This is a genomic window from Agarivorans sp. QJM3NY_29 (assembly GCF_050870835.2).
Taxonomy (GTDB): domain Bacteria; phylum Pseudomonadota; class Gammaproteobacteria; order Enterobacterales; family Celerinatantimonadaceae; genus Agarivorans.
Genome location: NZ_CP194036.2, coordinates 3,093,267 through 3,107,205, shown reverse-complemented (window position 1 = coordinate 3,107,205; position 13,939 = coordinate 3,093,267). Strand labels below are relative to the sequence as shown.

General features: G+C 45.9%; 12 protein-coding genes. 4 read left to right on the top strand and 8 right to left on the bottom strand.

The window, feature by feature from the left end:
- From hutG to hutC, 4 genes are all read right to left on the bottom strand, one after another.
- Complete coding sequence (hutG, locus tag ACRRS0_RS14070) at positions 1–828, bottom strand: N-formylglutamate deformylase (RefSeq protein WP_432452561.1); 828 nt, start codon at positions 826–828, stop codon at positions 1–3.
- Entirely contained in the window at positions 821–2,044 is a 1,224-nt protein-coding gene (gene hutI, locus ACRRS0_RS14065; protein ID WP_432452562.1) for an imidazolonepropionase, read from the bottom strand. Before hutI ends, hutG begins: the two co-directional genes overlap by 8 nt.
- A 115-nt stretch (positions 2,045–2,159) precedes the next feature.
- The gene (hutH, locus tag ACRRS0_RS14060; protein ID WP_432452563.1) at positions 2,160–3,707 is read right to left on the bottom strand and encodes a histidine ammonia-lyase; all 1,548 of its coding nucleotides are present in this window, start codon (positions 3,705–3,707) and stop codon (positions 2,160–2,162) included.
- 544 nt (positions 3,708–4,251) lie between these two features.
- Positions 4,252–5,007, bottom strand: coding sequence for a histidine utilization repressor (hutC, locus tag ACRRS0_RS14055; RefSeq protein ID WP_432452564.1), 756 nt, complete (start codon positions 5,005–5,007; stop codon positions 4,252–4,254).
- A gap of 157 nt (positions 5,008–5,164) precedes the next feature.
- On the opposite strand from hutC, the gene ACRRS0_RS14050 reads away from it, so the two are divergent.
- Positions 5,165–6,535, top strand: a complete 1,371-nt coding sequence (locus ACRRS0_RS14050; RefSeq protein ID WP_432452565.1) for a formimidoylglutamate deiminase — start codon at positions 5,165–5,167, stop codon at positions 6,533–6,535.
- A gap of 315 nt (positions 6,536–6,850) precedes the next feature.
- On the opposite strand, the gene ACRRS0_RS14045 is transcribed toward ACRRS0_RS14050, so the two are convergent.
- From ACRRS0_RS14045 to ACRRS0_RS14030, 4 genes are all read right to left on the bottom strand, one after another.
- Positions 6,851–7,216 (bottom strand): hypothetical protein, encoded by a 366-nt coding sequence (locus ACRRS0_RS14045; RefSeq protein WP_432452566.1) that lies wholly within the window; start codon positions 7,214–7,216, stop codon positions 6,851–6,853.
- Positions 7,217–7,219: 3 nt separating this feature from the next.
- Positions 7,220–8,242, bottom strand: a complete 1,023-nt coding sequence (locus tag ACRRS0_RS14040) for a hypothetical protein (protein ID WP_432452567.1) — start codon at positions 8,240–8,242, stop codon at positions 7,220–7,222.
- A 441-nt stretch (positions 8,243–8,683) separates the two neighbouring features.
- A complete protein-coding gene (locus ACRRS0_RS14035; protein ID WP_432452568.1) occupies positions 8,684–10,045 on the bottom strand; it encodes an alpha-amylase family glycosyl hydrolase in 1,362 nt (453 codons plus the stop codon).
- Between the two features lie 114 nt (positions 10,046–10,159).
- Complete coding sequence (locus ACRRS0_RS14030; RefSeq protein ID WP_432452569.1) at positions 10,160–10,729, bottom strand: TetR/AcrR family transcriptional regulator; 570 nt, start codon at positions 10,727–10,729, stop codon at positions 10,160–10,162.
- Between the two features lie 195 nt (positions 10,730–10,924).
- On the opposite strand from ACRRS0_RS14030, the gene ACRRS0_RS14025 reads away from it, so the two are divergent.
- From ACRRS0_RS14025 to ACRRS0_RS14015, 3 genes are all read left to right on the top strand, one after another.
- Positions 10,925–11,914, top strand: a complete 990-nt coding sequence (locus ACRRS0_RS14025) for a transposase (RefSeq protein ID WP_432452570.1) — start codon at positions 10,925–10,927, stop codon at positions 11,912–11,914.
- 302 nt (positions 11,915–12,216) lie between these two features.
- On the top strand, positions 12,217–12,351 hold the full coding sequence (locus tag ACRRS0_RS14020; protein WP_432452571.1) for a hypothetical protein: 135 nt from the start codon (positions 12,217–12,219) through the stop codon (positions 12,349–12,351).
- A 583-nt stretch (positions 12,352–12,934) separates the two neighbouring features.
- Entirely contained in the window at positions 12,935–13,816 is an 882-nt protein-coding gene (locus tag ACRRS0_RS14015) for a helix-turn-helix domain-containing protein (RefSeq protein ID WP_432452572.1), read from the top strand.
- Positions 13,817–13,939 lie beyond the last annotated feature (123 nt).

Genomic DNA, 13,939 nt, shown 5'->3' with positions numbered 1-13,939 from the left:
TTAAACCTCGTTTGTATTCTTTAAGTATGCTGCTTTGCCGGGCGCTAATAAGCAGCTGATGAGCTGCTGTAACAACGGCTTGAGTGGCTCAGTTTTGCCGCTATCCAGCTGATAATTGTTTGAAGATCCAGCTAGATAAGTATCTTGTGAGAGCTCGAGCTGAATCGCGTGAATGTTGTGTTGGGGCTGGCCAAAATGGCGGGTGATGTAGCCGCCCTTAAAGCGCCCATTACAAACATGGCTATAGCGGCTGGTAGCCACAATGTTTTCTAAGTCAGTGAGTAAGCCAGGCGCGCAGGCGAGGCCGTCATTGTTGCCGAAGTTGAAATCGGGCAGTTTTCCTGCAAATAACATCGGCACCTGTGCGGCAATGCTATGCGCGTCAAATAAGATGGCATAACCAAACCGGGCTTTCAGCCGCGCCAGTTCGCTGGCAATCTGTTGGTGATAGGGCCGCCAAATTTCAGTCTTAATCTGTGCTTTTAAAGCGGCGCTATGCTGCTTGTCGGTTAAAAAAACCGGGCGTTCATCAAATAATATCTCCGGAAATAACCCGGTGGTTTTACTGGCATAAAGTGCTTGGTCATCCTGCGGGCGATTTAAATCCACTACATAGCGTGAATAGTTGGCGCTGATGATGGATACATCCAACTCGCTTAAGAACTCGTATAACTGAGGCAAATACCAGTCGGTATCCGGCAAGTGCCTGGCCGATTCGCTCAGGCGCGCTTGCATCCCGGGCAATAATTGCAGGCCACTATGTGGCATGCTGACCAGGAGTGGGTTATTGCCCTGATGAAACTGAAATGGTTTCTCGCACTTAAACATCTGTGAGTTCTCCTGCTTTGACCCGAGCCTTTAACAAATCCCCACCCAGCCAATAACTAAGCTCCCCTGGGCTGTCGATGTCCCAACAGACAAAATCGGCGATTTTGCCAAGGCTGAGTTGGCCATGAGTCTTGGCCAAACCCAAAGCTTTGGCGGCGTGAATGGTGGTGCCTGCCAGTGCTTCTTCGGGCGTTAAACCAAACAGGGTACAGGCCATGTTCATCATCAGCCGCAGCGAGAGTACTGGTGAGGTGCCGGGATTGGCATCGCTGGCAATCGCCATCGGCACTCCGTACTGGCGTAATAGCGCAATTGGTGGCTTTTGGCTTTCTTTCAAGCAGAAGAAGGCGCCGGGCAATAACACCGCGACGGTGCCCGATTGCGCCATGGCGGCAACATCTTGCTCGGTTAAATATTCCAAATGGTCAGCCGACAGCGCTTGGTAGCGAGCAGCTAAAGAACTGCCACCAAGCGCCGACAACTGCTCAGCGTGTAATTTTACCGGTAGTCCTAAAGATTGCGCGACCTTAAAGTAGCGCTCCACTTGTGCGGGACTAAAAGCAATGCCTTCACAAAAGGCATCCACTGCATCGGCCAAGCCTAAATGGGCGATTTGTGGCAGTAGTTGTTCACACAAATAGTCGATGTAGTCGTCGGCGCGGCCCTCAAATTCTGGTGGCAGGGCATGCGCGGCGAGGCAAGTGGTTTGAACATCCACTGGAAAATCTTTGGCTAAATCGCGAGCCACTTGCAGCATTTTGGCTTCATCAGTGCTTGTGAGGCCATAACCCGATTTTATTTCTACCGTGGTCACGCCATCTTTTAGCAGCGCGCTTAAGCGGCGTTTGGCGGAGTCGGCCAGCTGTTGTTGACTGGCCGCCCGAGTGTCTCTTACCGAAGCGGCGATGCCACCGCCTGCCTTGGCGATTTGTTGATAGCTGATGCCATTGAGGCGTTGCTCAAATTCGCTAGCGCGATTGCCACCAAAAATAAGGTGAGTGTGGCAATCAATTAAACCGGGGGTCACCCAACCGCCGCCCAAATCATGTTCCTGTTCAGCCTGATAAGCGGGGAGCGCTGCATATTCACCAATCCAGACGATGTGTTGTTGGTTGACGCCAATAGCTGCGTTTTCGATGCTTTGATAGTGGCCACCTTGCATGCTGGCGAGGTGGAAACCGTACCAAAGAGAATCAAATTTGATGGCTTGACTCATCTGCGCCTCGTTTCTTGTTTGATGATTAAAACGGTCAGGCCACGGCTGGTTTGCAGCTGTGGCGCTACGGTAAATACCGACGGTGAGCGATTAAGGCTTGCCGCCGAACCCAGGCTTATGCCTTCATTTCGTGTTGGCTGGGTAATAAACCCTGCGGCATTTGCTCGTTATGGAGTGCTTCGGCAAGCAGCTGGTTGGCTTTTTCGATATCTGCTGCGAAGTAGCGATCTTTATCGTAAAACGGTACTCGGGCGCGAAGCTCGGCTTTGGCTTGCTCCAGTCGCTCGGTCGACTTCAGAGGCGATCTAAAATCTAAACCTTGCGCCGCGGAGAGCATCTCTACGGCTAAGATCCCACGGGTATTCTCTGACATATCTTTTAAGCGGCGTGCCGCAAAGGTGGCCATGGAGACATGGTCTTCTTGGTTGGCCGAAGTGGGGAGGCTGTCTACTGACGCCGGATGAGCAAAGCTTTTGTTTTCGCTGGCCAGGGCGGCAGCGGTCACCTGCGCAATCATAAAACCGGAGTTTACCCCACCGTTATCTACCAAAAATGGCGGCAGTTTGCTGAGGCTGCTGTCGATGAGCAGCGCCATCCGCCGCTCCGATAAACTGCCTATTTCGGCAATTGCCAGTGCTAGGTTATCGGCGGCAAAGGCCACCGGTTCGGCATGGAAGTTACCGCCGGAAATAATATCGCCTTCGGCTGCAAACACTAAGGGATTGTCGGAGACTGCGTTAGCTTCCACTAACAGGGTGTTGGCAGAATTGCGGATCTGATCTAAACATGCGCCCATTACCTGGGGTTGGCAACGCAGCGAGTAGGGATCTTGTACTTTTTCGCAGCCCACGTGTGATTCGCCTAAGTCACTACTCTCACCAAGCAAATGACGATAAGCGGCAGCAGCGTCGATTTGTGTTTGATGACCGCGCACTTCATGGACTCGCGCATCAAAGGGACGGCGGCTGCCGAGCGCTGCTTCTACCGATAGAGAACCGCAGACAATTGCTGAAGCGTACAAATCTTCGGCATGGAATAGGCCTTCCAAAGCAAAGGCGGTGGAGGCCTGAGTGCCGTTGAGCAAGGCCAAGCCTTCTTTGGGCGCGAGAGTAATTGGCGCTAAACCCGCGATGGCAAGCGCGGCTTGTCCAGAAATGATTTCCCCCTTGTAGCGAGCCTGACCTTCGCCAAGCAGTACCGCGCTCATATGGGCCAGCGGGGCCAAATCACCGGAAGCGCCCACCGAACCTTTCTGTGGAATACAGGGGTATACCTGTTTATTAATCAGGGTGAGCAAAGCTTCAATGACACTGAAGCGGATCCCCGAGAAGCCGCGAGCCAGACTGTTTACCTTCAGCGCCATCACCATTTTTACCGTAGCATCACTCATCAGCTCGCCAATACCAGCCGCGTGAGATAACACGATGCTGCGTTGTAATTCTTCCAGATCGTCAGCGGCAATGCGGGTATTGGCCAACAAACCAAAACCGGTGTTAATCCCGTATACGGTGCGGTCTTCGGCGATGACATCGTTTACGACCTGAGTGCTGGCATCGATGCCGGCAATCGCGTTTGGATCGAGGGATAATTGAACACTACGGCGGCTGATTTGGCGCAACTGATTAAGACTGATTTTTCCTGGTACGATTGTAAATTCAAACATGAATTATCTGCTCCGCAATGTTTGCTGTTTGATGAGGTGAACCAGCGCAGTGGCAATTCAACTTCGCTATAACGCTTATCTTAGTTTAGTCGTTGTAATTGCCAGTTTGATCGTAATGACTGCACAGGGCTAGTATCACGATCGAAGTGGTTTTGCTTGCTCAACTCATATTAATTATGAACATGATTTCCGCCGCTTGGCTTAACATGTATATACAAGTTAGCTAAACAATAAAATCAAATGTGATTCAGCGCAAGTATTTTCTGTGGAAAAACCGATGCGAGTAAACCTAATCGGGTCAATATGGTGGGCCACTTGTGCGGGAGTGAGGCAAAGTTATCTGGATGAAAGCTCGCCATGTGCATCAATTTTTGAGGAAATGCTAGGGAAATCACTCATTAATACTGCGGTAAGCTTTTGCTGCAATGCGCTTATTGTTTGGTCTTTGCAATGCGTCGTGAGTGGGACTTGCTGGTTTCACTCAGCAATAATCCGCACATACGATAAAAATGTCTTGAAAAATCCCCTAAAGCTCAGTGCTCATCTAGCGATGAAAGTGACCAAATAGTTGGAATCTTGAGCTGGGAGATAATAAGCGAGCAGTGGTCACCAATTGTTCCTTGGACCAAGTGCGACGCTTAATTTGCAAGCAGGGTTCGCTGGGGTCGATTTGCAATAACTGACACTCTTCAGCGCTGGCCATCACCGCCTCAACCAAATGTTCACCCTCAGTCATGGGGGCGACCTTCATCAGGTAGTCATAGGTGGTATTCAATTGAAAATCTTGTTTATCGTAATCAGGCGCAAGGCTGGCGTTTACCACTCGTTCTTCTAGTTGGATCGGTAGCTCATTTTCGAAGTGTAAAATAGTCGCTCTAAAAATGCTGTGACTGGTTCTCACCCCTAGATTCATCGCCTCTTCCATGGTGGCTTTGGTACGGGTGATTTCGATTAATTGAGCACGGTGCTGGTGTCCGCGAGCGGCAATTTCATCAGCAATATTGTGTACTTCGAACAGCGCCGAATGGGCTTTTTTTTGCGCGACAAAAGTGCCAACCCCTTGTTGGCGAATCAGGATGCCTTCATCGGTCAGTTCTCGTAGGGCGCGATTAACCGTCATGCGGCTGATATTGAGCGCCTTCACCATCTCTGATTCTGAAGGCACCCGCTGGTCGGCCTGCCACTCTCCGCTACTTATTTTGTGGCAAATGGCCTGTTTTACCCGAGCATAAATTGGCGCTGGAGAATCTTCAATTGATTGAGATAGGCTGTGCATGATGCTGCTGGCGGTCTCTACCATAGGGGGTCCTGTGTCATAAGCGATAGCGGAACGAATGTTTGGATTATACCCAGTAATGCGCTGTCATCACAGTATAGGGATCGTAAAAAAATTATCTTGTATATACAATATGGCTTCTATTACACTGAATTCATCCAATGAATTGCGAGAGAAGGCTATGAGCAGCCAAGTTTATTTTGCCGAGCAGGCCTTGCTCCAACAAGGTTGGGCGCAAAATGTTCGTATTGAGGTACTTGACGGAGTGATCCTGCGGATTGTCCAAAATAGTCATGCCCAAGATGCCACGGTCCTGAGTGGACCAACCTTACCTACGCTTGCTAATCTTCACTCGCACGCCTTTCAGCGGGCGATGGCCGGGATGGCCGAGGTGAGCCTTAAGGCAAACGATAGTTTTTGGAGTTGGCGTGAGCTGATGTATCGCATGGTTGGTCAGTTGAGCCCGGATGATGTGCGGATCATTGCCACCCAGTTATACATTGATTTGCTCAAGGCGGGTTACAGCCAGGTGGCAGAGTTTAATTATTTGCATCATCAGCAAAATGGTCAGGCTTATGCACAGCTTAACGAGATCAGCCAACAGCTGCTTGACGCCGCCGATACCGCAGGTGTCGGTTTAACCCTATTGCCCGTGTTATATAGTTATTCTGGATTTGGCGGTCAAGTACCCAATGCAGGGCAAGCCCGTTTTATTAATAGCAGCGAACAATACTTAGCGCTACATCAAGCTTGTGAGCAGTCGATTGCGGGCAAGCCCTTACATCAGTTGGGGATCTGCTTTCATTCACTGAGAGCGGTCAGTCCCGAGCAAATCAAGCAGGTGATGGCAGCGCTTCGCAGCCCCATGCCGATCCATATTCATATTGCAGAACAACAAAAAGAAGTCGCAGACTGTTTGGCTTGGAGTGGTCAGCGTCCGGTACAATGGCTGGCCAACGAAATTGGCTTAGATGAACGTTGGTGTTTGGTGCATGCCACCCATTTAACCGAGCAGGAAATGCTCACGCTGGCACGCAGCCAGGCGGTGGCGGGTTTATGCCCCAGTACCGAGGCGAATTTAGGCGATGGAATCTTCCCCGCCGCTGACTATATACGGACGCAGGGACGTTGGGGCATCGGCTCCGACAGCCATGTAAGCCTGTCACTGGTGGAAGAATTACGCAGCTTGGAATACGGCCAACGACTGCGTGACCAGCAACGTAATCGGCTGTATAGCCAGAGTCAAAACCATGTTGGCGACTTTTTATTCGAGCAAGCTCGTTTGGGAGGCAACCAAGCGACGCAGGTACAATTGGGTTTGGCCAAAGGTCATCGCGCCGACTTTATGGTGCTCGATCATCAGCATCCATTTATTGCCGCCAGCAAGCCCCAGGATATCCTCAATCGCTGGCTATTTGCCTGTAATGAAAACCTGATCCGTCATGTCTATGTAGCTGGAAAACCAGTGATCTGCGATTTTCAACATCCTCAACAACAAGCCGCACGAACGGAATTTACCGCCTTGCTGAGCCGCTTATTTAAGGCAGTTTAAAGCCTTGGCTGCGTGAGCCGCAGATGCTCACGCTCACCGTTCATGAGTGTGGATCTCCCAAGCGTTTTAAGCCGGTTGCTTCCTCAAGAAGCGCCAGTGATGGAGCGCTCATATGTCGCACCTTGGCTAGAGCTTATATGGCTGTTCACCAAATGTGGTGGAAAGACTTTCAACAAACATTAATAAGCGAGGTAATCGGTAAACGTTCATTGGCAAGATAAGCAAATAGCAAGACACATAGGTTCATTCCCGCTGGGTCAAGTTAGAGCCAGCAAGTTTTTACAATGTTATTACTTTATTGTGGACGGCCTGACCTCAAATGTCATAGATTTCCATAATTACGCCGCCAGCCACCATTAAAGCGAAACTCAACATGAACCAACAAAAAGCAAAAACAAATAGATTACGAATATGCTTTGGAACATGGTCTCTTTTTTCTAGCATCCCATAACGTTTCGCATGGAAAGAGCTTAAAAATACAGTGGCGTATTGTAAAACGCCTTGACCCGAGAAAAACATGTTTAAAGAGTAAAATCTTACTCCATCATCAAGTTCATCTTCTAAATATATCAGCCATTTTGACTTCAAGTAGGCTACCAACCCAAGCCAGAAAAAAACACCAAAACAGCCAGCCATAAAACAAATAAGCGAAATTTTTGATAAAAGGGTAATTTCACTCATAATTTACTTAATTCCATTCCATTTATATAATTCTTCGCCGAATGATTCGGCTTTGTTACCTGCTATTTTGCCACTGGCATAACCACCAGCAGCACCTGCAACAACAGAACACCAAAAAAAGCTTGTTCCTCCTGATGGCAAACCAAAAACTAAAGAACAAGTAGCCCAGATACTAATAGCTCCGCCTGTGGCTCCCCCTGCAATACTGCCTGCCGCTTTCATTGTATTTTTATATTTAGCTTTAGTGCACGTTGCCTCATTAGCAAGCGAGCAAGCTTTTTGTATGTTAGAAACGGCATCAACTCCGGTTAAGGCAATTCCTACGTAGCCAACACGTTTTAGGTGACGAGCCATTTTGGCAACTGTTTTATAGTTTCTTGCAAAGTTAGGAATAGTGGTTGCGTTTCCGGGCTGTTTACGCCACTGATGGACAATACTTTTACTACTTAAGCCTAAGTTACTACGAATATCTCCAGCGACTATATGACGACCGAGTGTTGGTTGTCCAAACCGATTTAGAGCAGTGTTTAGCCTTTGAAAATGCACTTTTCTTTTAGCAAAGAAACCTTGGCTATTTAAGTTACCGGTTGAGTTATAGCTACTCACGTAAGAACGCTCTAAGTCTTTTAATATAGCTTTTACTTGGTTAGTGTGTGCATTCCATGTGGTATTGCTCACGCCTAATAGTAAGCCATTGTAGCTTGCTACATTCGACAAAAAGTCATATCTCTTGGCTAATATTTTTCGTTCTGAACTATCGAGCATTAATAGCGTTTTATCAACTGCGTGCGCAATTTCTAAAAAGTCAGCTTCTTCTTGCGTACATTGATTACTATTGGCAGGGGATAGCAACACAATTTGGCCAACTTGCACCTTATCGTTTTTTAGGTGGGCGTTAACCATCTTGAAGTGGTCATAAACCAGTTGATTCGGAGAGTTATACATAATCATAATTAATTGGTCGATCGACATCGATTTTTCAACAATGTGTATAACTTTGTCATGAACTCTAGTTGGTGAAGACACGGGCTACCCTTTATATAATTGGCTATTTTTATAGAGAATTTAAGACACTCTACAGTAATTGATAGATAAGTAAATAAAGGTGGTGTGAAGAGTACAATTATTGATACAACTGTAATTATTGAGACACCCACACTAACTCGTTGGACAAAATCCCTTTGCTAGCGTAGTGGGGGTAGGGCAATCACTGCGACATTATAAGCGCCAACACCAGCAATAACGGATTAAAGGCATGGGTGCCGCCAAGCGCTGGCTTGATGTTGGCTAAATATTGACAACCTAACTTCATTCCCTCTGAGTTGGTATTTAAGCTTCTCTCGAATTGTGATACGGAGACACCCATTCCAGTACTTAACCAAGTGTCTAGAAGTACAGCTAGGGATCGCCGCATCAAACCACACATAGTTTTGCCATAGAAACCAAGTTACAATTCTAAACCCCCGATTATTCTAGGACTTTGAGCACACGTCCCCAACATCCTGGAATTTCGAGAGAGAGTTCGCCGTGATGACACTGAAAACACTGCTTATGATTAAGCAGGTCAAGCACAGTTTGTCCTAGTACGGCGATCGGGATGTGGACTGTTACTGGTTGCTGACATGCATTCACAACCACGATTATCTTTTCCTGTTCATATTGCCGGAGAAAGGCAAATTGCTCCGAGGCCACAAACAACTGTTGGTAGGTCCCATGCTGTAACGCCGGAGATTGTTGGCGGAGATAACTGATATGAATAATAGCGGCTCGTAAATCAGCGTGCTTTTGTGTTCCCATGGACTCCAATTGGAGTTCTGGGCGTAAGTTGTGGTCGCTATTATGTTGTCTTTCTCCTTCTAAGCCCCATTCACTCCCATAATATAGTGATGGGACTCCTGGAATAGTAAACAGCAAGATATACAAGGGATAGAGATGCGCTGGATCATGTAGTGTGGAGGCTACACGATTAACATCATGATTATCGGCAAAATTATATAGGTATAGACCGCGGTAAATGCCATGCTCTTGGTTGAAAAGACGGTTCAGAGAATAGGCTATCTCAAAATAATTGTGATCATTATGGCTAGAATATAGTCCTTTATAACATTCATAGTTTGTGGTTGCATGTAACATATCTGGGTTTGCCCACTGCGTGTAATCACCATGAATAACTTCACCCATTAACCAAAAATCTTTCTTTATTTTTTTTGTGTACGAGGCGAGGCGTTTCATGAACTGCTTATTTAACACGTCAGCGACATCTAAGCGCAACCCGTCAATTTCAAACTCTTCTATCCAGAGACGTACGGCCTTAAAGAGGTGTTCCTCTACCTGTGGATTGGTGACGTTGAGTTTGACCAAATTGAAATGGTCATTCCAACCCTCATAGGAAAACGGATCGCCGAAGGGACTGCGTTGCTGAAAATTGATCTCGCAAAACCACTCCGTAAAGATTGAATGTTGTTGATGTTGCTGAAGATCCTGAAACGCAAAGAAATCACGACTGACATGATTAAATACGCCATCCAGCACAACTCGGATATCGTGTTGATGAAGGTGTTTAATAAGCTGTTTTAAGGTCTCGTTTGTACCTAATCGACGATCCAGTTCAAAATAATTAACGGTATCGTACCCATGAGATTCTGACTCAAAGATGGGGCCCAGATACACGGTATTTATGCCCAATGCCTTCATATGGGGGATCCATTCACAAATTTTAAACAGTCGTTCTTTATTTTGCGAATGATAGTCATTGTGCTCAGGGGCTCCGCAAAACCCGAGTGGATAGATATGATAAAACACGGACTCTTCATACCAGGCATGAGTCATGGTTGTTCTCCTTATTAAGTACGTACCGTTAGGTATATAAAAGTGGTAAAAAAAATGGATGCCTTGTTCAGTTTTCTCCCAAATAAAGCATCGGTTTAAATAGTGTTTTACTTATCATGAAAAGATCCCATACATGTACTGCTGACAGGCAATATGGGCTCTTTCGTCATTTAAAGTAATCTGACGATCATAGAAATTTGTAGTGATATAGGCATTGACCATCCCCAAAAATGTCACAGCGTAACGCGTGCTGCGGCCCCGCATATTTCCATGATCCTGTTCAGCATTGCGAAAGATGTCTTCAAGGATCGCATATTGCTGTTCAACAAAAGGAAATATTGTCTTTCGGGCTTCGCTTTGTTCGGATGAATACATCAGTGATAAGGCGAACCGATATAGATCTGGTGATTTCGTGGCAAAACGGAAGTATGTTTTCACAATATTCTCTAAGGTGAGCGTCATATCGCCAGAATAGACCGCATTGTGCGCCAGACCTTCGAGAAACGGGTCAAAATACTGTTCTAGCAATGTTACAAGTAACCCTTGTTTGCTGCCAAAATAATAGTACAGTGTGGGTTTCTTCACGCTCACGGCCTCTACGATTTTTTGGATCCCGACATTTTCATATCCATTTGCCGTAAATAACCGTAAAGCGGCTGATAACATTTCGTCTTTTTTATTCATGTGTCATATATACCGATAGGTATACACTGCGTCAAGGAAAAAGTATGGAATTGATGAAATGCTGTAACATCCAGACAATAAGAACAATAAGAACAATAAGAACAATAAGAACAATAAGCGAGACATCCATACCAACTAGCGAACCCATTATTAATTATCTAAACTGTCAATAGACGTTTTTTGGGAGTTTTAGTTATGCCTCGTTCAAGACAATCGCAAGTGAGCTTAGCGGATACTCTTTATTATCATTGCGTTTCGCGCTGTGTTCGTCGTGCTTTTTTGTGTGGTGAAGACCAACACACTGGTAAGAGTTATGAGCACCGGCGTCAATGGGTAGAAGACTATTTACTACAACTGGCAGCGGTGTTCGCTATTGATGTTTGTGCTTATGCTGTTATGAGTAATCACAGTCATGTGGTGTTGTATGTTGATAAGGAGCAAGCCGAAGCGTGGTCGATGGATGAAGTGCTAGAGCGCTGGCACATTCTGCACAAAGGTACCTTGCTGACCCAAATGTACCTTAATCCTCAAGTTCGTTTACGACTTGATGACGCTCAATTACAAGCCATCAAAGATACTGCGGATATGTATCGCGCTCGCCTCTATGATTTAAGTTGGCTTATGCGCCATTTGAATGAACACATTGCTCGAGAAGCAAATAAAGAAGATAAGTGTACAGGTCGCTTTTGGGAAGGCCGCTTTAAATCACAAGCACTATTAGATGAAGCTGCGCTTGCAGCTTGTATGGCTTATGTGGACTTAAACCCCATTCGTTCAAACATGGCCTCTACGTCAGAAACCTCAGACCACACCAGTATTAAGCAGCGTATTCGGCAAGCTAAGCAAGGTCAACAACCTAACGCGCTGATGCCCTTTGCTGGCAATCCCAGTGAAACCATGCTCAAAGGCTTACCCTTTGAACTACAAGATTATCTGCAATTGGTGGAACTCACTGGTCGAGTTATTAGAGAAGATAAACACGGTTATATCGATGATGCGCAAGCGCCTATTCTGCAACGCTTACAAATTGACGAAGAAAGCTGGTTAGCTTTGAGTACTGGCTTAGAAAACTACTTTGCTAGCGCGGTGGGGACAGGGCAATCACTGCGACATTATAAGCGCCAACACAAGCAACAACGGATTAAAGGCATGGGTGCCGCCAAGCGCTGGCTTGATGTTGGCTAAATATTGACAACCTAACTTCATTCCCTCTGAGTCGGCATTTAAGCTTCTCTCGAATCGCTGTGCTTGCTGCTTTGCTTTTAGTGGCTTTTCGCCGTAAAAACATAAATTCAAAGCTGCTCTTTTCTACGTTTGGCTGTTTCTTATTGGATGAGTTGTAATGCTTGTTACCTGATGGAAGTGATTGAATAGTATTTTAAAATGGCTGTCTTTTTATTAGTCTTTTTATTATTTTCGGTTATATCGATGATGCGCAAGCGCCTATTCTGCAACGCTTACAAATTGACGAAGAAAGCTGGTTAGCTTTGAGTACTGGCTTAGAAAACTACTTTGCTAGCGCGGTGGGGACAGGGCAATCACTGCGACATTATAAGCGCCAACACCAGCAACAACGGATTAAAGGCATGGGTGCCGCCAAGCGCTGGCTTGATGTTAGCTAAATATTGACAACCTAACTTCATTCCCTCTGAGTTGGTATTTAATCTTCTCTCGAATCGCTGTGCTTGCAGTCTTGCTTCTTGTGGCTTTTCGCCGTAAAAACATAAATTAAAAGCTGCTATTTTCAAGGTTTGGCTGTTTCTTATTGGATGAGTTGTAATGCTTGTTACCCGATGGAAGTGATTGAATAGTATTTTAAAATGGCTGTCTTTTTATTATTATTTTTATTAGAACGCCAGACAAAACCACAAAAATCCGCCAGTAATGACATCCGATTTGAACTTTTAAAACAGGTCGTCAACTGCTCTTATCTGATCGGTATTAGCCAAGTAGGCTTCGTTGTGTAAAACGCGCATTTATTGTGCGTAAAACAGTAGTACGATTAAGCCGGGCTTGGTGGTGGAAACGCTGAGTTAATGGGCTGCGAAGACTCGCCGATATTAGCCACTTGGCCGATTATGTGCGCTGGCCCTAGTATAAATTCTAGTTGCGAAAACCCAATATATCTGGTAATTAAATACTAATGATAATTATTACCGTTAAGGTTGTTGTGCGTTACCTACGACTTTATATGAGGGCTGTACTTTGGAAAATCTCTCTATTCGGAATGTATCTACATTCGAACACTTAGAATTGGACGCTCATTCACAAAGCTGGGTACGGTCTATCAACCACTGTTTTACAGAGGATACGATAGTTGAAAATGCCTATTTGCCAGGGCTTTACATCACCTTACTTGGTCAGTGTCAGTACAGTACGCCAAATAGCCCCCAAGAAAAACTGGATAACTACAATTATCACTATGCGGTTGCATTAGCCGATGAACCTTGCACCAGTAGTGTAGTTTTTCCTAGTAACGCTACTTGGCAAACCTTGTCGATTATGCTGCCTCTTGCCCAGCTTCATGAGTATGGCATTAGTTCCGTGTGCGAGGTTGCCCATCACTTTAGACCTGAAGCAAGGATCTCCGAACTGGGCGCTATTTCTGGCGACATTCTGAGATGTTGTGAGTCAGTGTGGCAGTGTGAATTTAAAGGGCTAGAAAGGCAGTTGTTTATCAGAGCAAAAGCTTTTGAAGTGTTGTCTTTATTTCTTCATAAACGGCGCGAAGACTCCCAGTACGGTATGTCATCTCGCATGTCACAATTGCGTGAAGCGCTTAATCATGTTGAAGATAACCTTGACCAAGATTGGACTTTGTCTTCACTGGCTCGTCTTGCGGGGAGTAATCAAACCTATATTAAGCAAGACATTAAAGGTTTGGTGGGAACCAGTTTTCGCAAGTGGCTAAATAAAAAACGACTCAACATTGCGCTTGAACGATTGTCTGGCGATGCTCCCATCCATCAGATCGCTGATGATATCGGCATCAAAAGTCAAGCCTACCTTGCCACCTTATTTAAAGCTGAGTTTGGTCTAAGCCCCAGTGAATATCGACAGGCGCTATTGTTAAAGAGAAGCGCTTAAAATTGTCTGTTTTCAAAAGAAACATGACCCCATTTGAAAGCGCTCAACGACCTACCTTTTATAATACCTGCTTGATGTAAACAGTGTTACTTATGCAACACATTCGTATTACGCGATTACCTT

What these genes read in the sequence shown, in the direction of transcription:
- hutG (WP_432452561.1), bottom strand. Translation starts at nt 828, where the DNA reads ATGTTTAAGTGCGAGAAACCATTTCAGTTTCATCAGGGCAATAACCCA.
- ACRRS0_RS14045 (WP_432452566.1), bottom strand. Translation starts at nt 7,216, where the DNA reads ATGAGTGAAATTACCCTTTTATCAAAAATTTCGCTTATTTGTTTTATG.
- ACRRS0_RS14035 (WP_432452568.1), bottom strand. Translation starts at nt 10,045, where the DNA reads ATGACTCATGCCTGGTATGAAGAGTCCGTGTTTTATCATATCTATCCA.
- ACRRS0_RS14025 (WP_432452570.1), top strand. Translation starts at nt 10,925, where the DNA reads ATGCCTCGTTCAAGACAATCGCAAGTGAGCTTAGCGGATACTCTTTAT.
- hutC (WP_432452564.1), bottom strand. Translation starts at nt 5,007, where the DNA reads ATGGTAGAGACCGCCAGCAGCATCATGCACAGCCTATCTCAATCAATT.
- hutH (WP_432452563.1), bottom strand. Translation starts at nt 3,707, where the DNA reads ATGTTTGAATTTACAATCGTACCAGGAAAAATCAGTCTTAATCAGTTG.
- hutI (WP_432452562.1), bottom strand. Translation starts at nt 2,044, where the DNA reads ATGAGTCAAGCCATCAAATTTGATTCTCTTTGGTACGGTTTCCACCTC.
- ACRRS0_RS14050 (WP_432452565.1), top strand. Translation starts at nt 5,165, where the DNA reads ATGAGCAGCCAAGTTTATTTTGCCGAGCAGGCCTTGCTCCAACAAGGT.
- ACRRS0_RS14030 (WP_432452569.1), bottom strand. Translation starts at nt 10,729, where the DNA reads ATGAATAAAAAAGACGAAATGTTATCAGCCGCTTTACGGTTATTTACG.